General features: G+C 68.8%; 22 protein-coding genes. 8 read left to right on the forward strand and 14 right to left on the reverse strand.

What is annotated here, in order from left to right; translation table 11 throughout:
* The first annotated feature begins 10 nt into the window (after positions 1–10).
* Together DKG75_RS05230 and guaD are read left to right on the forward strand one after the other, a co-directional pair.
* The gene (locus DKG75_RS05230; protein WP_109919984.1) at positions 11–1,099 is read left to right on the forward strand and encodes a BMP family ABC transporter substrate-binding protein; all 1,089 of its coding nucleotides are present in this window, start codon (positions 11–13) and stop codon (positions 1,097–1,099) included.
* A 61-nt stretch (positions 1,100–1,160) separates the two neighbouring features.
* Complete coding sequence (gene guaD, locus DKG75_RS05235) at positions 1,161–2,465, forward strand: guanine deaminase (protein WP_341809836.1); 1,305 nt, start codon at positions 1,161–1,163, stop codon at positions 2,463–2,465.
* Here guaD and ade read toward each other — a convergent pair.
* From ade to rpmB, 6 genes are all read right to left on the reverse strand, one after another.
* The gene (gene ade, locus DKG75_RS05240; RefSeq protein ID WP_109919985.1) at positions 2,452–4,164 is read right to left on the reverse strand and encodes an adenine deaminase; all 1,713 of its coding nucleotides are present in this window, start codon (positions 4,162–4,164) and stop codon (positions 2,452–2,454) included. The two genes, guaD and ade, sit on opposite strands and share 14 nt — an antisense overlap.
* Before the next feature lie 59 nt (positions 4,165–4,223).
* Positions 4,224–4,766 carry an HD domain-containing protein gene (locus DKG75_RS05245; RefSeq protein WP_166646344.1) on the reverse strand — a complete coding sequence of 181 codons (543 nt, stop codon included), beginning with the start codon at positions 4,764–4,766 and terminating at the stop codon, positions 4,224–4,226.
* Positions 4,763–5,833 carry a hypothetical protein gene (locus DKG75_RS22915; RefSeq protein WP_166646345.1) on the reverse strand — a complete coding sequence of 357 codons (1,071 nt, stop codon included), beginning with the start codon at positions 5,831–5,833 and terminating at the stop codon, positions 4,763–4,765. The genes DKG75_RS05245 and DKG75_RS22915 overlap by 4 nt, the downstream gene beginning before the upstream one ends.
* The gene (locus tag DKG75_RS05250; RefSeq protein WP_166646346.1) at positions 5,830–6,459 is read right to left on the reverse strand and encodes a VanW family protein; all 630 of its coding nucleotides are present in this window, start codon (positions 6,457–6,459) and stop codon (positions 5,830–5,832) included. Before DKG75_RS05250 ends, DKG75_RS22915 begins: the two co-directional genes overlap by 4 nt.
* Positions 6,460–6,558: 99 nt before the next feature.
* Positions 6,559–7,119: a queuosine precursor transporter gene (locus DKG75_RS05255; RefSeq protein ID WP_109919988.1), complete on the reverse strand. Its 561-nt coding sequence runs from the start codon at positions 7,117–7,119 to the stop codon at positions 6,559–6,561.
* A 17-nt stretch (positions 7,120–7,136) separates the two neighbouring features.
* Positions 7,137–7,433, reverse strand: a complete 297-nt coding sequence (gene rpmB, locus DKG75_RS05260; RefSeq protein WP_109919989.1) for a 50S ribosomal protein L28 — start codon at positions 7,431–7,433, stop codon at positions 7,137–7,139.
* Between the two features lie 208 nt (positions 7,434–7,641).
* Here rpmB and DKG75_RS05265 point away from each other — a divergent pair, with 208 nt between their 5' ends.
* Complete coding sequence (locus DKG75_RS05265; RefSeq protein ID WP_109919990.1) at positions 7,642–8,733, forward strand: alkene reductase; 1,092 nt, start codon at positions 7,642–7,644, stop codon at positions 8,731–8,733.
* Positions 8,734–8,747: 14 nt separating this feature from the next.
* Entirely contained in the window at positions 8,748–9,656 is a 909-nt protein-coding gene (locus DKG75_RS05270; RefSeq protein ID WP_109919991.1) for a 5'-methylthioadenosine/S-adenosylhomocysteine nucleosidase, read from the forward strand.
* A gap of 3 nt (positions 9,657–9,659) precedes the next feature.
* On the opposite strand, the gene meaB is transcribed toward DKG75_RS05270, so the two are convergent.
* Positions 9,660–10,694 carry a methylmalonyl Co-A mutase-associated GTPase MeaB gene (gene meaB, locus DKG75_RS05275; RefSeq protein WP_109919992.1) on the reverse strand — a complete coding sequence of 345 codons (1,035 nt, stop codon included), beginning with the start codon at positions 10,692–10,694 and terminating at the stop codon, positions 9,660–9,662.
* Positions 10,695–10,770: 76 nt separating this feature from the next.
* Here meaB and DKG75_RS05280 point away from each other — a divergent pair, with 76 nt between their 5' ends.
* Positions 10,771–11,655, forward strand: a complete 885-nt coding sequence (locus DKG75_RS05280; RefSeq protein WP_166646347.1) for a DUF3108 domain-containing protein — start codon at positions 10,771–10,773, stop codon at positions 11,653–11,655.
* Positions 11,656–11,742: 87 nt separating this feature from the next.
* On the opposite strand, the gene DKG75_RS05285 is transcribed toward DKG75_RS05280, so the two are convergent.
* From DKG75_RS05285 to DKG75_RS05315, 7 genes are all read right to left on the reverse strand, one after another.
* A complete protein-coding gene (locus DKG75_RS05285; protein ID WP_166646348.1) occupies positions 11,743–14,109 on the reverse strand; it encodes an efflux RND transporter permease subunit in 2,367 nt (788 codons plus the stop codon).
* 221 nt (positions 14,110–14,330) lie between these two features.
* Positions 14,331–15,020: a TetR/AcrR family transcriptional regulator gene (locus DKG75_RS05290; protein WP_133636774.1), complete on the reverse strand. Its 690-nt coding sequence runs from the start codon at positions 15,018–15,020 to the stop codon at positions 14,331–14,333.
* Positions 15,021–15,054: 34 nt separating this feature from the next.
* Positions 15,055–15,537 carry a hypothetical protein gene (locus DKG75_RS23705; RefSeq protein ID WP_133636776.1) on the reverse strand — a complete coding sequence of 161 codons (483 nt, stop codon included), beginning with the start codon at positions 15,535–15,537 and terminating at the stop codon, positions 15,055–15,057.
* Positions 15,538–15,585: 48 nt separating this feature from the next.
* Complete coding sequence (locus DKG75_RS22650; RefSeq protein WP_133636778.1) at positions 15,586–16,032, reverse strand: DoxX family protein; 447 nt, start codon at positions 16,030–16,032, stop codon at positions 15,586–15,588.
* On the reverse strand, positions 16,032–16,826 hold the full coding sequence (locus tag DKG75_RS05305) for an HvfC/BufC family peptide modification chaperone (RefSeq protein ID WP_109919996.1): 795 nt from the start codon (positions 16,824–16,826) through the stop codon (positions 16,032–16,034). The genes DKG75_RS22650 and DKG75_RS05305 overlap by 1 nt, the downstream gene beginning before the upstream one ends.
* On the reverse strand, positions 16,813–17,682 hold the full coding sequence (locus DKG75_RS05310; protein WP_243746444.1) for an MbnB/TglH/ChrH family RiPP precursor modification enzyme: 870 nt from the start codon (positions 17,680–17,682) through the stop codon (positions 16,813–16,815). Before DKG75_RS05310 ends, DKG75_RS05305 begins: the two co-directional genes overlap by 14 nt.
* A 4-nt stretch (positions 17,683–17,686) precedes the next feature.
* Positions 17,687–17,941 carry a BufA1 family periplasmic bufferin-type metallophore gene (locus tag DKG75_RS05315; RefSeq protein ID WP_109919998.1) on the reverse strand — a complete coding sequence of 85 codons (255 nt, stop codon included), beginning with the start codon at positions 17,939–17,941 and terminating at the stop codon, positions 17,687–17,689.
* Between the two features lie 172 nt (positions 17,942–18,113).
* Between DKG75_RS05315 and DKG75_RS05320 the strand changes: the two genes are divergently transcribed.
* The 3 genes from DKG75_RS05320 (at position 18,114) to DKG75_RS05330 (ending at position 19,974) form a co-directional block, all read left to right on the forward strand.
* Complete coding sequence (locus DKG75_RS05320) at positions 18,114–18,695, forward strand: sigma-70 family RNA polymerase sigma factor (protein ID WP_208111946.1); 582 nt, start codon at positions 18,114–18,116, stop codon at positions 18,693–18,695.
* The gene (locus DKG75_RS05325; protein WP_109919999.1) at positions 18,679–19,383 is read left to right on the forward strand and encodes an NrsF family protein; all 705 of its coding nucleotides are present in this window, start codon (positions 18,679–18,681) and stop codon (positions 19,381–19,383) included. The genes DKG75_RS05320 and DKG75_RS05325 overlap by 17 nt, the downstream gene beginning before the upstream one ends.
* Before the next feature lie 66 nt (positions 19,384–19,449).
* A complete protein-coding gene (locus DKG75_RS05330) occupies positions 19,450–19,974 on the forward strand; it encodes a gamma carbonic anhydrase family protein (RefSeq protein WP_109920000.1) in 525 nt (174 codons plus the stop codon).
* Positions 19,975–20,006 lie beyond the last annotated feature (32 nt).

Consider the following 20,006-nt stretch of genomic DNA (forward strand, 5'->3'; position numbering starts at 1 on the left):
GGAGCTAGAGATGATCCGTCCCCTCGATCGCCGAACTTTCCTTGCCGGCACGGCCGCGGCCGCCGGCCTGACCCTGGCGTCCGGCCCGTTCAAGGCGGCGAGCGCGGCCGATCCCCTGAAGATCGGCTTCGTCTATGTCGGCCCGATCGGCGACTTCGGCTGGACCCACGGCCACGACCTGGGCCGCAAGGCCGTCGAGACCAAGTTCGGCGACAAGGTGAAGACCACCTATGTCGAGAATGTCGCCGAAGGCCCGGACGCCGAGCGCGTGATCCGCAAGCTGGCCGCCGACGGCAACAAGCTGATCTTCACCACCTCCTTCGGTTACATGGAACCGACCCTGAAGGTGGCAAAGACTTTCCCCAACGTCTTCTTCGAACATGCCACCGGCTTCAAGACCGCGCCCAATGTCTCGGTCTATAATTCCCGCTTCTACGAGGGCCGGGCCGTGGTCGGCCATCTGGCCGGCAGCCTGACCAAGACCGGCAAGATCGGCTATATCGCCTCGGTGCCGATCCCGGAAGTGGTGATGGGCATCAATGCGACCGCGATCTGGGCCCGCAAGGTCCGCCCGGACGCCGAAGTGAAAGTGGTCTGGATCAATTCCTGGTACGACCCGGGCAAGGAAGGCGATGCCGCCAAGGCCCTGATCGACCAGGGCGTCGACATCATCACCCAGCACACCGACAGCCCGGCGCCCTTGCAGATCGCCGAACAGCGCGGCGTCCTCGGCGTCGGCCAGGCGTCCGACATGAAGGCTTTCGCGCCCAAGTCCCAGCTCACCGCCATCGTCGACGAATGGGGCCCCTATTACGTCGAACGCACCCAGGCGGTGCTGGACGGCGCCTGGAAGACCTCCGACACCTGGCACGGCCTGAAGGAAGGCTTCCTCACCCTCTCGCCCTATGGCGATGCCGTGCCGGAAGCGCTGCGCGCCTCCGCCGATGCCATCAAGAACGGCATCATCGACGGTTCGATCCATCCCTTCACCGGCCCGATCAAGAACGACAAGGGCGAGATCAAGGTCGCCGACGGCGCCAAGCTGTCGGACGGCGACATGCTCGGCATGAACTGGTACGTCGAAGGCGTTTCGGCGTAATCTCCCGCCCTCGCCCCCGGCCCCTGCGGCCGGGGGCATGGCCGCCCATTCCGGAAACCGCATGATGCCCGCCCCCCGCGCCCTGCGTGGCCGCCTGCTCGACTTCACCGCCGATCCGGCCGCCGCCGGCTCGGGCGCCCTGCGTTACATCGAGGACGGCGTCCTGGTGATGGCCGGCGGGCGCATCATCGACCGCGGCCCGGCGGCCGAGATCCTGCCCGACCTCGGCACCATGCCGATCGACGACCATGCCGGGCGGCTGATCCTGCCCGGCTTCATCGACCTCCATATCCATTATCCGCAAAGCCGGGTGATCGGCGCCTTCGGCACCCAGCTCATGGACTGGCTGGAACGCTATACATTCCCCGAGGAATCGCGCCTCGCCGATCCGGACGTGGCGGCGCAGATGGCCCGCTTCTTCATCGACGAGCTGCTGGCGAACGGCACCACCACCGCCGCGGTCTACGGCACCGTCCATGCCGCCGCGACCGACGCTTTCTTCGAGGCGAGCCGGCAGGCGAACACCCGCATGATCGCGGGCAAATCCATGATGGACCGCAATGCCCCACCCTGGCTGATGGACACCGCCCAGGGCGCCTATGATTCAGTGAAGGACCTGATCACCCGCTGGCACGGCAACGGCCGCCAGATGTATGTGGTAACGCCGCGCTTCGCTATCACTTCGACCGACGAGCAGTTGGCGGCCTGCGCCGCCCTGATCGGCGAATTCCCCGACACCTTCCTCCAGACCCATCTGTCGGAGAACGACAAGGAAATCGCCTTCGTCCGCGAGATCTACCCCTGGGCGAAGAATTATGCCGACGTCTATCGCCACTTCGGACTGATGGGCCCCCGCGCCCTCTTCGGCCATTCCATCCATCTCGACGACAGCGAGGTGGCGATGCTGGCGGAAAGCGGGGCCGCCGCCGTGTTCTGCCCGACCTCCAACACCTTCCTCGGTTCCGGCCTGTTCGACCGCGACCGGCTGGCGGCGGGCGGGGTGAAGATCGGCCTGGCCACCGATGTCGGCGGCGGCACGTCCTATTCCATGCTGGAAACCGCGGGCGAGGCCTATAAGGTGCTGCAATTGCGCCGCCAGACCCTGCGCCCCCTGGACGCCTTCCACATGATGACCCGGGGCAATGCCGAGGTGCTGGGCCTCGGCCATCTGATCGGCACCCTGGAGACCGGCAGCGAGGCGGATGTCGTCGTCCTCGACGCCCGGGCGACACCGGCCATGGCCCACCGCATGACCGCCGTCGACGGCGATCTCGAACAGGAACTCTTCGTCCTGATGATCATGGGCGACGACCGCTCGGTCGCCGCCACCTATGTCGCGGGCGAACGCGCGGTCAGGCCGCGATAAGCTCGAAGCGGTCGACATCGACGACGCCGTGGTCGGTGATCTTCAGGTGCGGGATCACCGGCAGCGGCAGGAAGGCCAGTTGCAGGAAGGGTTCCGGCAAGGGGCAGCCCATCTCGCGGATCACTTGGCGCAGCGCCAGAAGATCGCCGCGCACCCCTTCGAACGGCTTCAGCGAAATGAGGCCGGCCATGGGCAGGGCCAGTTCGCCCGCCACCCGGCCGTCGACCACCGCGACGAAGCCGCCGCCGATCTCGATCAGGCGGTTGACCGCCGCCGCCATGTCGGCATCGTCGCCGCCGACGACGCAGACATTGTGGCTGTCATGCCCGACCGAGGACGCGAGCGCGCCGCGCGCCAGGCCGAAGCCCTTGACGAAGCCGCGCCCGATATTGCGGTTCTTGCCGTGGCGGGCGACGACGCAGACCTTGAGCACGTCCTTCCCGGGATCCGGCAGCCGCTCGCCGTTCCGGTAGGGCAGGCTCAGGGTCAGGTGCTGGGTGACCACGCTGCCGACGTCGATGCCGATCACCGGCCCGCCGGGGCCCTGCGCCCGGACGATGAAATCCGCCGCCTGCACCGGCTCCAGCTTCATCGAATCGAGGCCGATCGGCGGCGGCAGGATGCGCGACGCGAAGAGTTCCGGGGTGACCATGCGCCCGGCCGAGATCACGCTGTGAACGTCGCAGGTTTCAAGATCGTTGAGCAGGGCGATATCGGCGCGGCGCCCGGGCGCGATCACGCCCCGGTCGCGCAAGCCGAAGCCCTGCGCCGCCGACCAGGAGGCGGTGCGATAGGCATGGGCCATAGGCACGCCGGCCCGGATGGCACGGCGGATCAAGTGGTCGATATGGCCTTCCTCGTGGATATCCAGGGGATTGCGGTCATCGGTGCAGAAGGCGAGGAAGGACGAGGTATCAGCGGTGATCAGCGGCGACAGCGTGTCGACATCCTTGCACACCGTGCCCTCGCGGATCAGGACCTGCATGCCTTTCCGCAGCTTTTCCCGCGCCTCGGCCAGGCTGGTCGTCTCGTGGCAGTTGCGGATGCCGCAGGCGAGATAGGCATTGAGGTCGCGGCCCGACAGCATGGGCGAATGGCCGTCGATATGGCAGCCCTCGAAGGCCGCGAGCTTGGCCAGCACGTCCGGATCCTTGTGGAGGACGCCGGGCACATTCATGAATTCGGCCAGGCCGATCGAATGCCGGTGCCCTTTGTAACGCACCAGATCATCGGCAGTCAGGGTGGCGCCGGCGGTTTCGAGGTGGGTCGCCGGCACGCAGGACGACAATTGCACCTTGAGGTCGATCACCGTGCCGGCGGCCGCCTCGAGAAAATAGTCGAGGCCGGCGGTGCCCAGCACGTTGCAGATCTCATGCGGGTCGCAGATCGCCGTAGTGGTGCCGCGCGGCAGGACGCAGCGGTCGAATTCCCCGGGCGAGATCAGGCAGGATTCGACATGGACATGGGTATCGATGAAGCCCGGCACGCAGGTCAGGCCGCGGCCGTCGATCTCCAGCTTGCCGCGATAGCCCTCATAGGTGCCGACGATGCGGTCGCCGCAGATGGCGATGTCGCCCTCCGCCACTTCCGCCGTGAAGACATTGAGGAAACGGGTGTCGCGGATGACGATATCCGCCTCCGTCCGCCCCATGGCCTGGTCGATCATGCGTTCGAGGAAGCTCGTGTCGTATTTCGCCATGGCCGCACCCTTTACTGCTACAGGCTTCAATATACGACGGAACGACGGATTTGCGCCCCCTATCGCGCGGCCGACAGGGTTGCAAGCCCCTGTTCGACGATGGCCCGCGCCCGGGGCAGCAGGGCGGCCGCGACGGCGGAACCGCCGGCAGCATCGGCCAGCACGTCGAGCACCGCCAGCTTCTCGCGCAGGTAGGTCGCGGCGAAGATGGGGTCGCGCTCGACCACGGTCGCGGTATTGTCGATCAGGTCGGCCAGTTTCACCGCCTTGGCGCGCACCGGGGCCGCCGCCAGATGGGCGCATTCCTGCGCTTTCCGCGCCTCGCGGTCGCCTGCGCCCGAAGCCTCGGGCTTGGTCAGCCAGGAGACGAGTTCCGCCACCTCGGGGCCGAAATCTACCTCGATCGCGGCCAGGGGCACGCCCGTATCCTCGACCACATCGTGCAGCCAGGCGGCGGCGATCATCGCCGCATCGCCGCCCGCCGCCGCGACCAGTGCGGCGACGGCGGCCGGATGCTCGATATAGGGGGCACCGGTATATTTCCGCCGCTGGCCGGCGGCGGCATGGGCCCTGGTGGCGAAGGCCTTCGCGGCTTCGATCATGATCTGCCTCCGGCGGCAGGGGTCGGGAAACGGCGGGCCGGGCGGGCGGGGTCGAAGGCGGACAGGGGCTGCCAGTCGCCGGGCGCCAGTCCCGCCCCCTCGGTCGCATAGAGGGTGACGCCATTCGCCAGCGCCTGCAACAGGCGGCGCGGCTGGGCGGTCATGGCCGCCGGGTGCAGGATGGCGCCGATCCCGTCCAGCCAGCCGGGACCGAAGGCGCGCCTTTCGATCGCCACCCCCGCCCATGCCCCGGGCTCGAGGTCGGGACCGAAGACGATCAGAGGGTCGGCCAGTCCACGCGCCAGGGCCCGCGCCACGGCCAATCCGTTCCGCCCGATCGCCGGCCCGAGAAAGGCGACCCGGCCCCCGGGGGCGGCCGCCAGCGGCGCCGGCCGCGCCCAGTCGAGAGGCAGCGCCCGGCCGGGAAACAGGCCGGCGATGCCGTGGTGAGGGGTCACCAGGCGCGCGGCCCCGGCCAGCCCCGCCGCCTCGTCCCGCACCAGGTCGCCGGGGGCGCGGAAATCGCTCAGGCTGGGGCTGGCGCCCTCGGCCAGGGCCAGGGCATCCAGGCGTTCGTGCAGGGCGGCCAGGGGATAGCGCACCATCAGCACATCGTAGCGCCGCCCGCCCAGCACCCCCGCCCGCGCCGCGAAGGGCAGGAAGCGCTGGTCGATGACCAGCCGGTCGGCGTGATAGTCGAGCCGGCGCAGCAAAGCCTCGAACACCTGCCGGTCGTGGCGGAGATAGGCCGGCTGGCGCTGCGCCCCCGGGCGGTCGCGGACGATACGCATGGCCAGATGGCGGGCGGCGGCGGCAAGGCCGGCGCCGCGCTCGACCCCGGCCCCCCAAGCATAGCGGGCATGGCCGAACAGGCCCGGCGCCAGCACCTGATCGCCCTCGCCCCGTTCCCGGGCCAGGAAGGCGCGGAATTCCGGCCAGACCTCGTCCAGGATGAAGGCGCGGCGGCCGCCCCGGACCAGGGGGGCGCGGGTGCTCATCCCGCAGGCGCCGTTGCCGCAGGTCAGGCAATTGCCCGGCTGATGGTCGCTGTTGGCAGGCCGGCTCACGGCAGGCGCCCCAGGCCGACGACCAGTTCGGTCGCGGTCAGGCGGGCGTGCAGCACCACGTCCGCCGGCGCCCGGAAGCGAAGGTCGATATAATTCCAGAACACGGTCGCATCCTCGCCCGGGGGAAAGGCGGCGCCGGGTACCGGACTGGTATGGCTGTGGCGCTCCAGGATCGCCATGCCGGCGGTGCGGGCGACGTGATGCAGGCTGTTGCTCATCTGGCAGATGCCGCCGGCGATCGTAGGAATAATGCAGCCGTGGCGCAATTCCCGCCCGGGCACGAAGCCCCGCCCCCGGCTGGGCCGGCCGACCTGATGCCAGAAGCCGAACACCTGCCCCCGGCGGATCACCAGCCCGTCGAGACGGCGGGCGACGACGCGCAGGTTCTCCACCTTGCCCAGTTGCAGGGTCGCCTCCGCCGGATCGACCTCGGCATAGAGCGGTGTGCGGATTTCACAAAGCGGCGCAGCCTCGCCCCGGAACCGGACCCGGCGGGAGGCGAAGCCGGGCGGGCGCAGGCCATCGCGCAGCAGCCGCGCCAGCATCAGCAATCGCGACTTCAGCCAGAATTCCAGCCGGGCGGCGGGGGTGAAGGCAGCCTCCGGTGTCAGATCGAACGCCGCCATGGCCGGTTCCATACCCTTTTCTCAGGCATGGAAGCAGTGTGGCCCGCTTCGCCGGTGCCGCCAATGACGGCGATCACACCTGTGCCGGGCGATCCCGGCTCAAGCCGCCAGGGGCCGGCGGTAATAGGCGATGAAGAGGCGGAAGGGCGCCAGCAGCAGCAGGGCGAAGCCGAGCTTCACCGCGAGGTCGCCCGCGGCCCAGCCCAGCCAGGGCAGGCCGGAGAAGGCGAAGGCGGCCGAGAAGAACACTGCGGTGTCGACCAGCGAGCCGAGCGCCGAGGCGGCGAGCGGCGCCCGCCACCAGGTCTGGCGGCGCAGGCTGTTGAAGACGGTGACGTCCAGCAGCTGGCCGACCAGGAAGGCCAGGCCCGAAGCGGCGGCGATGCGCGGCTCCGACAGCACGGCGGACAGGACCACCGCGACCAGGAAGCCGGCATAGACGACCTGCCGCGCCCCCTTGGCCCCGATCTGCCGGTTGGTCAGATCGGTGACGAAGAAGGCGAGCGGATAGGTGAAGGCACCCCAGGTCAGCCAATCCGCCAGGCCGAAGGGCTCGAACGGATATTGGACCAGGATGTTCGAAGCGACGACGATCGCGACCATCGCGACGACGGAGAACAGGAAGAACCCCCGATCCGCCTTGCCGATGCCGTTCATCATCGTCACTCTCGTCAAGCTCAGGCGGCGGCCGCGACTTCGGTGCGCTCGGCGACCAGCTTCTTCAGGCGGCGGGCCTTCAGGGAAAGCTCGGCGTCGCGCGCCTTCAGCAGGAAACGGTCCAGGCCGCCGTTATGCTCGACCGACCGCAGGGCATTGGCCGAGATGCGGAAGCGGATCGACTGGTTCAGGGCTTCGCTGATCAGCGAAACATTGACCAGGTTCGGCAGGAACCGGGTACGGGTCTTGTTGTTGGCATGGCTGACGTTGTTGCCAACGAGAACGCCCTTGCCGGTCAGTTCGCAGCGCCGCGCCATGTGTATCTCCCATCGCCTTGCGCAAAAGTGCATCGTCACAGGAGGTTCTCACCCCCCGTGGAAGTCGCGCTTTCTAGACCCCGGCGGCCGCTTCGTCAAGGCCCGACACCTGCATAATGCGCGTGGAGCCCTGTCTTCCCGCCATTTGTAGCACGGGGCCGGCAGGCCCATGGTCTTTTCAGTGCTTCCCCGGTGTGGAGTTGAAACCATGACCCGGACCTTCTCCCTGTTCTCGCCCTATCGCCTGGCCGCCATCGACCTGCCGAATCGAATCGTCATGGCGCCGCTGACGCGGGATCGCGCCGGCCCCGGCAATGTCCCGACCGCGCTGATGGCCGAATATTACGCCCAGCGCGCCGGCGCCGGCCTCATCATCTCCGAAGGCAGCCCGGTCTGCCCCGAAGGCCACGGCTATGACGCCACGCCGGGCATCCATACGCCCGAGCAGGTCGCCGGCTGGCGGCTGGTGACGGAGGCGGTGCACAAGGCGGGCGGGCGCATCTTCATTCAATTGTGGCATGTCGGGCGGGTTTCCAACGTCGCCCTCCAGCCGGGCGGGCAGGCACCCGTCGCCCCCTCCGCCCTCCGGGCCGAGGCCAGGACTTTCGTGAACGGCGAATTCCAGCCGACCTCGATGCCCCGCGCCCTCGACATCGGCGAAATCCCGGCCGTGGTCGAAAGTTTCGCCCGGGCCGCGCGCAATGCCGTGGCGGCCGGCTTCGACGGGGTCGAACTCCATGGCGCCAACGGCTATCTGATCGACCAGTTCCTGCGCGACGGCGCCAACCGGCGCGACGATGCCTATGGCGGGCCGGTGGCCCATCGCACCCGCTTCCTGTTCGAGGTGGTCGATGCGGTTTCCGCCGCCATCGGGCCTGAACGGGTGGGCGTGCGCATCGCCCCGGTAACGCCGTCGAACGGCATCGCCGACAGCGACCCCGTACCCCTGTTCTTCGCCGTCGCCGAGGGGCTGGACGCCCGCGGCATCCTTTACCTGCATGTGGTCGAGGGGGCGACGGGCGGCGCCCGCGACCACGGCCAGCCCTTCGACTTCGCCGCCCTGCGCCGGCATTTCCGCGGCGCCTATATCGCCAACAACGGCTACGACAAGGCCCTGGCCGAGGCGGCGCTGGCCGCCGATCATGCCGACCTGATCGCCTTCGGCCGGCCCTTCATCGCCAATCCCGACCTTGTCGAGCGCCTGCGCCGCGATGCGCCGCTGAACGGCCTCGTCCGCGAAACCCTCTATGGCGGTGGCGCCGAGGGCTATACCGATTATCCTGTCCTCGCCTCTTCGTAAGCGGCGGGGGATCCATGGCATTCTGGCAGCGGGCCCGGGCGGCCCTCGTCCTTCTTTTCGCCCTGGCGGCGGCGCCGGCGGCGGCCGACGAGGCCCCGCGGCTGGCGGTGGTTTCCGCCTTCGGGCCCGAACTCGCCCTGCTGCGCCAGGCGGTGCAGGATCCGGTGACGCAGGAAATCGCCGGCATCGATTTCGTCACCGGCACCATCGGCCGGCACAAGGTCGTGCTCTTCCTCTCCGGGATCAGCATGGTCAATGCCGCCATGTCGACCCAGGCCGCCCTCGATCATTTCAAGGTGACGGCGATCGTCTTCAGCGGCATCGCCGGCGGCGTCGACCCTGGGCTCGCTATCGGCGATGTGGTGGTCGCGGAACGCTGGGGGCAATATCTCGAGAACGTCCTGGCCCGGCAGGCCGGGGACGGCTGGCGCCTGCCCGCCGACAAGGCGGCGGAATTCGCCAATTTCGGCATGATGTTCCCGCAAGGGGTGGGCATCGCCCGGCCGGGGGACGTGATCGAGCATAAATTCTGGTTCGCCGCCGACCCTGCCCTACTGGCCGTCGCCCGCCGGGTGGCGGCGGGGATCGACCTGGCGCGCTGCACGCTGCCCGGCACCTGCCTCGACCATCAGCCGCGGGTGGTGGTCGGCGGCCAGGGGGTTTCCGGCCAGAGCTTCGTCGACAATGCCGCCTTCCGCGCCTATGTCTTTGACACCTTCAAGGCCCAGGTGCTGGACATGGAGACGGCGGCCCTGGCCCAGGTCGCCTATGCCAACGGCGTGCCCTTCATCGCCTTCCGCAGCCTGTCGGACCTGGCCGGCGGCGGCGAGGGCGAGAATGAGATCGGCACCTTCTTCGCCTTCGCGGCCGACAATGCGGCCAAAGTGGTGCTCGCCTTCATCGCCGCTCTTCCAACCCCTTGATCGTCAGTCGGGGCGGAAGGGCCGGCCGAGAAAGGCGGTCAGCAGCTGTTCGGCGGCAAGGCTCGGCGTGGTCTCGCCCGCGACCACCCGGGCTTCCAGGGCCGGGGCCTCGGCCGCGACCTGGGGGTGGTCCTTGAGGGCGGTGATCAGGCCGTCCTCGATCTCGCGCCAGAGGGCGGCGCGCGACTGTTCGGCGCGCAGCCGGGCCAGTTCGCCCGCCCCGTCCATGGCGCTGCGGAACGCCTCGATCGTGTCCCAGACCGTCTCCAGCCCCTTGGCGGCGACCGACGACACGGTCAGCACCTTGGGCCGCCAGCACGGGACCTTGGGCCGCATCAGGTGCAGGGCGGAACGCAGTTCCGAGGCCGCGCGCTGCGCCGCCAGCAGAAGGTCGCCGTCGGCCTTGGTGACGATCAGGAGATCGGCCAGTTCCATGATGCCGCGCTTGATGCCCTGAAGGTCGTCGCCGCCCGCCGGGCTGGCCAGCAGGACGAAGAGGTCGACCATGTCGGCGACCGTGGTCTCGGACTGGCCGACCCCCACCGTCTCGATGAAGATGACGTCGAAGCCGGCGGCCTCGGCCAGCAGCATGGCTTCCCGCGTGCGCCGGGCGACGCCGCCCAGGGTGCCGCCGGACGGGCTCGGCCGGATATAGGCGTTCGGCTCGCGCGAGAGGGTTTCCATCCGCGTCTTGTCGCCCAGGATCGACCCGCCGGAGCGGCTGGACGAAGGATCGACGGCGAGCACGGCGACCTTGCGGCCGGAGCGGGTGAGATGGGTCCCGAACGCCTCGATGAAGGTCGATTTGCCCACCCCCGGCGGGCCGGAAAAGCCGATGCGGATGGCCTTGCCCGTCGCCGGCAGCAAATGGGCGATCAGGCGTGCCGCCTGCAGGCGGTGGTCGCTGCGGGTCGATTCGACCAGGGTGATCGCCCGGGCGAGGGCACGCCGCTGCCCGGCGAGAATGCCGCTGGCCAGATCCTGGGTGGCGGGAGAAAGCGAGGCCGCCGCTGCGGCTGGACGGGAACCGGTGATCATGGGCAGGATTTATCAGGACGGACGGTGAAAGACCATGCCCCTTCGGTACGGTCCCCGCCCCCCCATGGAGGACAGGATGAAGCGTACCCTTCCCCGCCTTGCCCCCCTGGCGCTCGCCGCCGCCGCGCTGTTCGCCGGCGCCAGCCCGGCGCTGGCCGGCGGCGCCGACCGGGTCGACCTTACCTATCGCGTCTTCCTGGGCGGCCTGCCCATCGTCGAGGTCGATACCAGGACCACGATCGACGGCGGCCGCTACCGCATGGACAATCTCACCCGTACCGTCGGCCTGTGGGAAAGCCTGTTCAAGGCACGGATGCAGAGCCGGGTCGACGGCAGCCTGGTCCCGGCCATGGGGGTCGAGGCCAGCCCCACCCTGTTCCAGTTGCGCTATGACGGGCGGGTGGGCCAGCGCCGCTCGGTCGACGTCACCTATGACCGCAACGGCCCGGTCGACATCCGCGCCGAACCGCCGAACGACCAGGACGGCCGCCGCCCGGTCGAGCCGGAATTCCTGCTCGGCGCCATCGACCCGTCGACCGCCGCCATGCTGGCGGCCGAAAACGGCGCGGACGACCAGATCTGCAAGCAGACGTTCAAGATCTTCGACGGCCGGCGGCGCTACGACGTCGCCTTCGAGAACAAGGGCCCGGACCACCTGAACGGCAACGACGACAATTTCTATGCCGGCGACGCGATCCATTGCGTCATCCGCTATCGCCGGGTGAAGGGTTTCGACCCGGACTGGGAACGGGCCAACGCGCGGAAATTCCCGAACGAGGTCGATATCTGGTTCGCGCGCTTCCCGGACCTGCCGCGCGCCGTGCCGGTGAAGGTGCAGGTCAAGACGGAATACGGCGTCACCGTCGCGCAATTGATCGGCCGGGCGCTGACCAGGACGGATTCCCTGGGCGATGCCGCCGCCCTGCTGCCCCCGCCCGATATGGACCACATGGGCGGCTGAGGCCGGCCGGCTGGGATCATATGGGCGGCTGAGGGCCGCCCGCCCCCCCAAACGAGAACGGGGCCCTTTCGGGCCCCGTTCCGGTTCTCAGTGCATGCTGCGCATCAGCGCCGTGCGTTCTTCGTCCGACAGCGGCGGATACTTCTTGGGGAAGAGCTGCTGGATCACGGCGATCAGCGCCGGCAGCAGGGTCACCGCCCCGATCATGTTCACCATGAACATGAAGGTCAGCAGCATCCCCATGTCGGCCTGGAACTTCAGGGCCGAGAAGCTCCAGGTCGAGACGCCGACGGCCAGGGTGAAGCCGGTGAACATGGTCGCGGAACCCACGTCCTTCAGCGCCTGCTCATAGGCCTGGAAGGGCGTCTTGCCGAGACGCATGTAGCGCTGGATGCGGTTGTACTCGTAGATGCCGTAATCGACGCCGATGCCGACCGCGATCGCCAGCACCGGCAGGGTCGAGATCTTCAGGCCGATCTGGGCCAGCGTCAGGAACATGTTGCCGATGATCGTGGACAGGATCAGCGGCAGCACGCAGCACAGCGAGCCGCGCCATTCGCGATAGGTCAGCAGCACGAGGCTGATCACCACCGCATAGACCCAGAGCAGCATCGGGATTTCCTGCTCCTCGACCACTTCGTTGGTCGCGGCGGTCACGCCGATCGAACCGGCGGCAAGGCGGATGCGCATGCCTTCCAGCTGGTTCTCCGGGCTGGCGCGGAAATCCTTCACCGCGGCGACGATCTTCTTGATCGTCACGGCCTTGCTGTCCTTGGTGAAGATCAGCAGCGGCAGCACGGTGCAGGTGGTGTTCAGGGTCATGGTCGAGGTCGGGATCGGGCCGACCGCCTGGGCGAGAACGCTGGTGTTACGGGGCAGGAAGTACCACTTCAGGTTACCCTCGCGCCACATCGAGCCGACCATCTTGGCCAGCAGCGGCAGGCCGATCGTCGACTGCACGCCTTCGACGTTCGCCATCTCCCACTGGAAGCGGTCGAGGACGGACATGTACTTGTGATCGACGCAGGCGCCTTCCGGCGTCTCCACGATCACGGTCAGGATGTTCACGCCGATGTCGAAATTGTCGATCACATAGCGGGTGTCGACATTGTAGCGGCTGTCGGGACGCAGTTCCGCGGCGCCGGCATGGACGTCGCCGATCTGCAGGCCCTTGGAGATATAGATGCCGGTCGCGCCCAGGATGGCGCAGGCGACGACCATGATCCAGGCGTTGCGCGGCTTGGCGATGCGGGCGACATAGGGCCACACGCGTTCGCGCTTCTCCATCTGCTTCTTCACGCGGCGGGCATATTCGCCCGTCGGCGCGATATAGGAGGCGAGCAGCGGCAACATCACCAGGTTGGAGATGATCTTCAGGCCGATACCGATGGAGGCGGTGATCGCCAGTTCGCGGATCATGCCGATCGGGATCAGGTAGAGCGTCGCGAAGCCGGCCAGGCAGGTGAAGAGTGCGATCGAGCCCGGCACCAGAAGGAAGGTGAAGGTATCGCGCGCCGCCTGTTCCTTGGTCTTGCCGTTGGCGATCTCGGCCGAGACCATGTTGATCTGCTGCACGCCGTGGGACACGCCGATGGCGAAGACCAGGAAGGGCACCAGCACCGCCAGGGGATCGAGCCCGAAGCCGAGCAGGTCGAGAATGCCGAACTGCCAGACCAGCGAGCACAGCGAGGCCGAGAGCGTGACGAAGGTGAGCAGCCACGACCGGCAGTAGAGCCAGAGCATGGCGACGGTCAGCAGGAAGGCGACGCCCATGAACATCACGACGCTTTCGGCGCCCTTCTTGATGTCGCCCATGATCTTGGCGAAGCCGACGATCTTCACCGAGATCCCGTCTTTCTCGTACTTCTGGCGGAAAGCCTCGAGATCGGCGGCGACGCGGAAATAATCCAGGCGCTGGCGGGTGTCGGGGTCGATGTCCTGAAGCTCGGCCGAGATCATCGACGATTCGAAATTGTTCGCCACCATGCGGCCGACGATGCCGGCCTTCAGCACGTTGGCGCGCACGATGTTCATCGATTCTTCGTCGGCCTTGAATTCCGCGGGCATGACGTCGCCGCCGGCGATGCCTTCCTCGGTGATTTCAAGGTAACGGGTGTTCGGCGTCCACAGCGAGGCCAGGGTCGGCCGCGCGACGCCGCGGATGAAGAAGATGTCGTCGGTCGCCTCACGCAGGACCTTCAGGTATTCCGGCGTGAAGATCGTCTTGTCCTTCTCGTTCTCGAGAACGACGACGATGCGGTTGGCACCGGCGAAATCGTCCTGATACTTGAGGAAGGTCTCGATATACTCGTGACCGATCGGCAGCATCTTTTCGAAGCCGGTATCCATGTGCAGGTGGGAGGCGAAATAGCCCATCACCACCGTCAATACGGCAAGGAAGGCCAGGATATAGGCTCTCACCCTGAACAGAAAATTCTCTACGTGCCGCAGCATCGAGTCTCCCCTTCCCCGCCGGTCCTTGCTTTCTGGACCGATCGTGTTTCCGCCGGGCCTACGGCGGCCCGGTCGATGTCATTGACCCATCGGGGGCGCAACTCCCCCGAATTCTTCGCTATTAGGACGCTCCAATCGCGGCGTCAACGACCTTCAGCCATCGAATCGCCCGGAAACTCTATTAGTTTTGACACTCGTCCCGGTTTAAAGGCCGAATGGCGTCATTCTGGCAACAAGGCCGTGAAAGTTTCGGCCATCGCCGCCTTGGCGGCACTTTCGCCGACGCCTTCGACCCGGCGCAGGGCGTACCAGGCGTGAAAGCCGGTGAAGGCGGCGAGCCGCGCCACCCTGGCCTCGCGCTGGGGCTTGCGCAGGCCCGACAGTTCGGGCTGGAACGTCACCTCGATCTGGATGCGCAGGGCATATTCGACCCGGGCGAAGGTCTGGCACAGGGTATCCGACAGGGGGGCCGCGATCTGCCCCGCCCAATAGACATTGCCCGCCTTCTCGAACAGGGCGAAGCGCTGGCGCACCAGGGCCCCGACCCGCGCCTTCAGCGGCTGATCCGGGCCGATCGGCTGGACCAGGGGCGAATAGCGCTCGACGCCATGGGCGACCGCGGCCGTGAACAGGGTTTCGAGGTCGGGGAAATGCTGGAACACCGAGCGGGTGGACACGCCCGAGCGTTCCGCGATCACCTTGGCCGGCGGCTTGAACTCGCCCTCCTCGAGAAGGGCGATCAAGGCATCGAGCACGGCCGCCCGCGTCCGCCGGGAGCGCGCCAGACGGCCGTCGACCTTGCCCGGCACCGGTGCCGGCGGGGCCGCGTCATCCTGGCCGCCGTGCCAAAGGCTGTTGCCGTCCGCCCCCCAGGGATGGGCCGCCTCGCCCATACGCACATTCTTCGCCAACGCAACCCCCGGAAGACGCAATCGGAAACCGAAATCAGAACAGGCCGCAGGGCCGGCCGGCGGCATCCACCGCGACCCCTTCGAGATGATAGCCCCCGTCGCAGGCCGCATCGCCGAAGCGGATCTTGCCCGGTTTCGCCGGCTTGGCCGGGGTGCGGGCCGGCGCCGGCGCGGGGGCCGCCACCGGGGCGGGGGCCGCCGGGATCGGGGTGATGGTCAGCGGCGCGGGCAGGCCGGCCGCCGGGCGCCCCTGCCCGCCCCGCGGCTTGGCCGGGACGGCGGGCAGGCTCGCCTCGCGGCCGGGGGCCTGGGGGTGCTGGGGATCGGCCCAGCGGCTGCGCAGGGTCTCGCCCGGCAGCAGCATGTCCTGCGGCGCCTTGGGCGCGGGCCGCGTGCCGATATCGCGCGATTCGAGCGGCGGCAATTCGGCGGACGACAATTCGGCATGGGCCGGCATCGGCAATGCCGCCGGCATTGCCAGGATGCACCACAGCGCGCATCTCTTGATTGCGTTCATGGCCGCCCCGCCACTCTTCCTGTCAGAGGGCGCAGGATAGCAGCAGTTTCACCCCCGGTGCAGGAATTTTCCCGCGATCGCATCGACCGCCAGCAGGCCCCCGCCGCGGGCGACGAGAACCAGGAGCCCGCCGCCCCAAAGGGCGAATTCGACCGCATTGAAGCTCACCCCGTCGCCGGTGAAGGGCACCACCAGCTGAATCATCAAGGTCACGCCGAGCAGCGCCAAGGCGCCCAGGCGGGTGAACAGGCCGGCGAAAAGCAGCAGCGCGCCCCCGGCCTCGGCAAGGGTGCCGGCCCAGGCGGCGACGGCCGGCGGCAACAGGGGCACGCGATAAATTTCCTGGAACAGGAAGATCGCATTGTCGCTGATGCCGAAGCCGTCGAAGCGGGTGCTGGCGCTCTTCCAGAATACGAGGCCGAGGCCGATCCGCAGGCCGAGCAGGCCCAGGGGTTCGCCCACGCGGGCGGCTTTGGCGATCAGGGCGTCGATCATCAGGCGGTCTCCATCGAGGTGGCGGTCCCGGCAAGGCAAAGCAGGCCGAGGCCGAGAATGCGGGCAAGGGCCGGGGCGGCCGCGTCCGGCGGCACGGTATCGAGCAGCGGCCCGAGGGCGGCATCCCCCGCGAGGCCGGAAAGGAGGGTGGCCTCGGCGGGGCCGAGGTCGGCGGCCCGGATCGCCCCCGCCTGGTCGCGCCAGACGGCGAGACGGCAGGGCCGGTCCAGCGGCTGTTCCGGCGTCCCGTCCCGCCCCGGCTGGTTGATCGCCCACAGATGGGCGACGTCGTGGCGGGCAGCGACCAGGCGGACGGACGGCAGGCGCCGCAGGCGCAGCCCCGCCAAGTCGCCGGCGGGCCGGGCGGCCAGGGTCGCCGCCTCCAGGATCGGGGCCGCCGGCGCCTGGGCGGCGCCGTGGCGGGCCCATTCGAAACCCGCCACCTCGGCGATCATGGGCAGGGCCGCCAGTTCGGGCTGAGCGCGCAGGACGTCATCCAGCCCCGCACCGTAAAGGGCGAGCCGGGGATCGTCCGGCGGGCGGGCGGCCAGGAAGCGCTGCGCCACAACATCGAAAGCGGCGGGCCCGAGCAGGCGGGCGACGACCGGGTAATGCAGCGCCAAGGCCGCCGTCAGGCTGGTCCGCACATGGTTGCGGTGGACCTGGAGGCGGCGGGCCGCCGGCACCCGCCCGCCGCGGACGGCAGCGACCAGGGCATCCGGCATGGCGCCCCGGCGCAGGCCCTCGGCGAAGGCGGCCTGAACTTCAGCCAATGTCAGTTCAGCCGCAGGCATGGCGTCGCCGCTCCGTCTCGAAGGCCCCGTCGATCGACGCCGCTTCGGCCAGAAGTTCGTCCAGCGAGGGCAGATCGCGGTCCCGTTCGAGCAGGACGGGCAAGTCGGGGCGCAGCGCCCGCACCCGGGACAGCAGGGCAAGGACGGCGGGCCCGACGGCGCTGCCGTGATCGTCGATCAGCAGATGGCCGCCGTCGTCGAGCGGCACGACGGCATGGCCGGCGACATGGATTTCACCCGCCGCCGCCAGCGGCATGGCCGCCAGCATCCGCTCGGGGTCGAGGTCCAGATTGGCCGCGCTGACCACGATATTGTTGAGGTCGAGCAGCAGGCCGCAGCCGGTCCGCGCGACCAGGGCGGCCAGGAACTCCCCCTCGCCCATCGCCGCGCCCTCGAAATCGAGATAGGCGGACGGGTTTTCCACCAGCAGCGGGCGGCCGATGCGGTCCTGCACCCGGGCGACATTGGCGGCGACGACGTCCAGCGCCTCGCGGCTGCGCGGCAGGGGCAGCAGGTCGTTCCAATAATGGCCGCCGCCGGCCGACCAGGCCAGATGATCCGAGACCAGCGCCGGCCGCAGGCGCCGGACGAGGCCGGCGAAGCGCGCGAGATGGGCCTCGTCCACGCCGCCGGCACTGCCCAGGGACAGGGCGACGCCATGGACCGACAGGGGCAAAGCCTCGGCGATCCGGTCCAGCAGGCGGTCGTCGGCGGCACCGCCCGGCATGTGGTTCTCGGCATGGATCTCGACGAAGGCGGGCAGCGGCCCGCCACCATCGAGCCGGGCCGCCAGCGCCGCGACATGGGGGGCGCGGAGGCCGATGCCGGTGCGCCCGAACGGCACCCCCCGGATCACGAAATCAGCCCTTGGGGGCGGCGCTGCCGCCGACCAGCTTGGCGCAGGTGCCGGCGGGCACCAGGATCCAGGCATCCTTCTGGCCGTCGACCGTCGAGGTGCCGGCGCAGGAACTGGACGCGGTCTGGCAATCGTTCTGGCCGGCCTTGACGACGCCGTAGCATTTCTCGTTGTCGGCGGCCTGGGCGGCGGTCGCGGCAAGGCCGGCCGCGGCGGCGACCGTGGCGGCCAGAAGGCCGGTGCGGGACAGAATGGACATGGTGATTCTCCTGATCGTCGGTCGAGGGACCGGTCGGTCCCGGTCGCATCTTCAGGTTCGGCGGCGCCGGTGAAAAGTTACGGCGCTCGAAATGCCTTCGTTTCGCTGTATTCTGGCCCCCTGAATCGGGCGGGGCGTTGCCGGCAGGCACGACCGCCCAAGGGGATGGGGCATGGCCGGCGACGGCGATCAGGCAGCGGCATTCAGCCAGTTGATGCAGGCGGCGCAGGACGGCGACCGGCGCGCCTATGCCACGCTGTTGCAGGCGATCACGCCCTATCTCCGCGCGCAGGTGCGGCGCTATCTGCGCAATCCCGCCGATGTCGAGGATGTGGTACAGGAAATCCTGCTGACCGTTCATCGCGTCCGCCAGACCTACGACCCGGCCCGGCCCTTCATGCCCTGGCTGGTGGCGATCGCGCGGCGCCGCGTGGTCGACCGCCTGCGCAGCAAGGGCCGGCTGGACGCGCGGGAAGTGGTGGTCGCCCCGGACGATGAAACTTTCACCATGGCCGCGGCGAATACGGAAGCGGAGCCACCCGACCACGAGGCTTTGCGGGCCGCGGTGGCCAAGCTGCCGCAGGGCCAGCGCCTGGCGGTCGAACTGCTGAAGTTCCAGGACCTGTCGCTGCGCGAGGCCTCGGAAAAGAGCGGCATGACCGTCGGGGCGCTGAAGGTCGCGGCGCATCGGGCCTACAAGGCCCTGCGCGCCGCCCTCGGCGGCAAGGCTGAAGCGGATGACGAGAGAGGTTGAGAGAGTAGCGGTGACGGCGGAAACGGATCGTCTGATCGAGGCCCTGGCGGGGTCGGCGGCGCCGGTGCGGCGCCTGCGGCCGCCCCTGGTGCGCGCAGCGTTCTGGCTGGCCGGCGCCGGTGCCCTGGTCGCCGCCTTCACCCTGTTCCACGCCGTGAATCAGGGCCACAGCCTCCGCTCCCTGTTCGGCGGCTTCGCCGATCTCAGCTTCACCCTGCAATGGCTGGCCAGCATCGCGACCGGGGTGACGGCGATCATCGCCGCCTTCGAACTGGCCCTGCCCGACCGGTCGCGGCGCTGGCGCCTGCTGCCTCTGCCGGCGGTGGTCCTCTGGCTGCTGACCATCGGCCACGGCTGCCTGACCGACTGGATCGAACGCGGGCCGGACGGTTTCGTCGCCGGCCACAGCCTCGATTGCTTCGTCGTCATCATCGGCACCAGCCTGCCGCTGGGCGCCGGCCTCGCCTGGATGCTGCGCCATGCGGAAGCGGCCTGGCCGCTGGAGACGATCACGGTCGGCGCCCTCGGCACCGCGGCCCTGTCGGCGGCCGGGCTCAGCCTCTATCACGATCTCGACGCCTCGATCATGATCCTGATCTGGCACGGCGGCACCACGGCGCTGATCGTCTGGGCCAGCCGCGTGCTCGGCCGGCGCTGGCTGCGCCGGCGCACCTCACCGCGACCTTGAGGGCATTGCGCCCGGCCGCGCATCGGGGGCATCCTGCGCCCGATGCAGGCGATAAGGAAAAGCGCGATGATCTACGAACTGGGTGACAAGCGGGTGGTGCGCGAAGAGGGCGCCTGGATCGCCCCCGGTGCCGTCGTGATCGGCGCCGTTACCCTGAAGCGGAATGCCAGCGTCTGGTTCAACGCCGTGATCCGCGGCGACAACGATCCCATCGTGATCGGCGAGAACACCAATATCCAGGACGGTTCCGTGCTCCACACCGACGACGGCGTGCCCCTGGAGATCGGCTCCCATGTCACCGTCGGCCACAAGGTGATGCTGCACGGCTGCATCGTCGGCGACAATTCGCTGATCGGCATCAATGCGGTGATCCTGAACCGGGCGAAGATCGGCCGGAACTGCATCATCGGCGCCAACAGCCTGATCCCCGAGGGGCGGGAAATCCCCGACGGCTCGCTGGTCATGGGCAGCCCGGGCAAGGTGATCCGCCAGTTGAGCGAGACCCAGGTGCAGATCCTGACCATGCAGGCGCTGCATTACGTCGAGAATGCCCGGCGCTATGCCCGCGACCTCAAGGTGCAGGACGCCTGAAAACGGGTAAGCCTGAAAACCGGTAAGAATGC

It is taken from the genome of Zavarzinia compransoris, from assembly GCF_003173055.1.
Taxonomy (GTDB): domain Bacteria; phylum Pseudomonadota; class Alphaproteobacteria; order Zavarziniales; family Zavarziniaceae; genus Zavarzinia; species Zavarzinia compransoris.

What these genes read in the sequence shown, in the direction of transcription:
- DKG75_RS05230 (WP_109919984.1), top strand. Translation starts at nt 11, where the DNA reads ATGATCCGTCCCCTCGATCGCCGAACTTTCCTTGCCGGCACGGCCGCG.
- guaD (WP_341809836.1), top strand. Translation starts at nt 1,161, where the DNA reads ATGATGCCCGCCCCCCGCGCCCTGCGTGGCCGCCTGCTCGACTTCACC.
- ade (WP_109919985.1), bottom strand. Translation starts at nt 4,164, where the DNA reads ATGGCGAAATACGACACGAGCTTCCTCGAACGCATGATCGACCAGGCC.
- DKG75_RS05245 (WP_166646344.1), bottom strand. Translation starts at nt 4,766, where the DNA reads ATGATCGAAGCCGCGAAGGCCTTCGCCACCAGGGCCCATGCCGCCGCC.
- DKG75_RS05250 (WP_166646346.1), bottom strand. Translation starts at nt 6,459, where the DNA reads ATGGCGGCGTTCGATCTGACACCGGAGGCTGCCTTCACCCCCGCCGCC.
- DKG75_RS05255 (WP_109919988.1), bottom strand. Translation starts at nt 7,119, where the DNA reads ATGATGAACGGCATCGGCAAGGCGGATCGGGGGTTCTTCCTGTTCTCC.
- rpmB (WP_109919989.1), bottom strand. Translation starts at nt 7,433, where the DNA reads ATGGCGCGGCGCTGCGAACTGACCGGCAAGGGCGTTCTCGTTGGCAAC.
- DKG75_RS05265 (WP_109919990.1), top strand. Translation starts at nt 7,642, where the DNA reads ATGACCCGGACCTTCTCCCTGTTCTCGCCCTATCGCCTGGCCGCCATC.
- DKG75_RS05270 (WP_109919991.1), top strand. Translation starts at nt 8,748, where the DNA reads ATGGCATTCTGGCAGCGGGCCCGGGCGGCCCTCGTCCTTCTTTTCGCC.
- meaB (WP_109919992.1), bottom strand. Translation starts at nt 10,694, where the DNA reads ATGATCACCGGTTCCCGTCCAGCCGCAGCGGCGGCCTCGCTTTCTCCC.
- DKG75_RS05280 (WP_166646347.1), top strand. Translation starts at nt 10,771, where the DNA reads ATGAAGCGTACCCTTCCCCGCCTTGCCCCCCTGGCGCTCGCCGCCGCC.
- DKG75_RS05285 (WP_166646348.1), bottom strand. Translation starts at nt 14,109, where the DNA reads ATGCTGCGGCACGTAGAGAATTTTCTGTTCAGGGTGAGAGCCTATATC.
- DKG75_RS23705 (WP_133636776.1), bottom strand. Translation starts at nt 15,537, where the DNA reads ATGAACGCAATCAAGAGATGCGCGCTGTGGTGCATCCTGGCAATGCCG.
- DKG75_RS22650 (WP_133636778.1), bottom strand. Translation starts at nt 16,032, where the DNA reads ATGATCGACGCCCTGATCGCCAAAGCCGCCCGCGTGGGCGAACCCCTG.
- DKG75_RS05305 (WP_109919996.1), bottom strand. Translation starts at nt 16,826, where the DNA reads ATGCCTGCGGCTGAACTGACATTGGCTGAAGTTCAGGCCGCCTTCGCC.
- DKG75_RS05315 (WP_109919998.1), bottom strand. Translation starts at nt 17,941, where the DNA reads ATGTCCATTCTGTCCCGCACCGGCCTTCTGGCCGCCACGGTCGCCGCC.
- DKG75_RS05320 (WP_208111946.1), top strand. Translation starts at nt 18,114, where the DNA reads ATGGCCGGCGACGGCGATCAGGCAGCGGCATTCAGCCAGTTGATGCAG.
- DKG75_RS05325 (WP_109919999.1), top strand. Translation starts at nt 18,679, where the DNA reads ATGACGAGAGAGGTTGAGAGAGTAGCGGTGACGGCGGAAACGGATCGT.
- DKG75_RS05330 (WP_109920000.1), top strand. Translation starts at nt 19,450, where the DNA reads ATGATCTACGAACTGGGTGACAAGCGGGTGGTGCGCGAAGAGGGCGCC.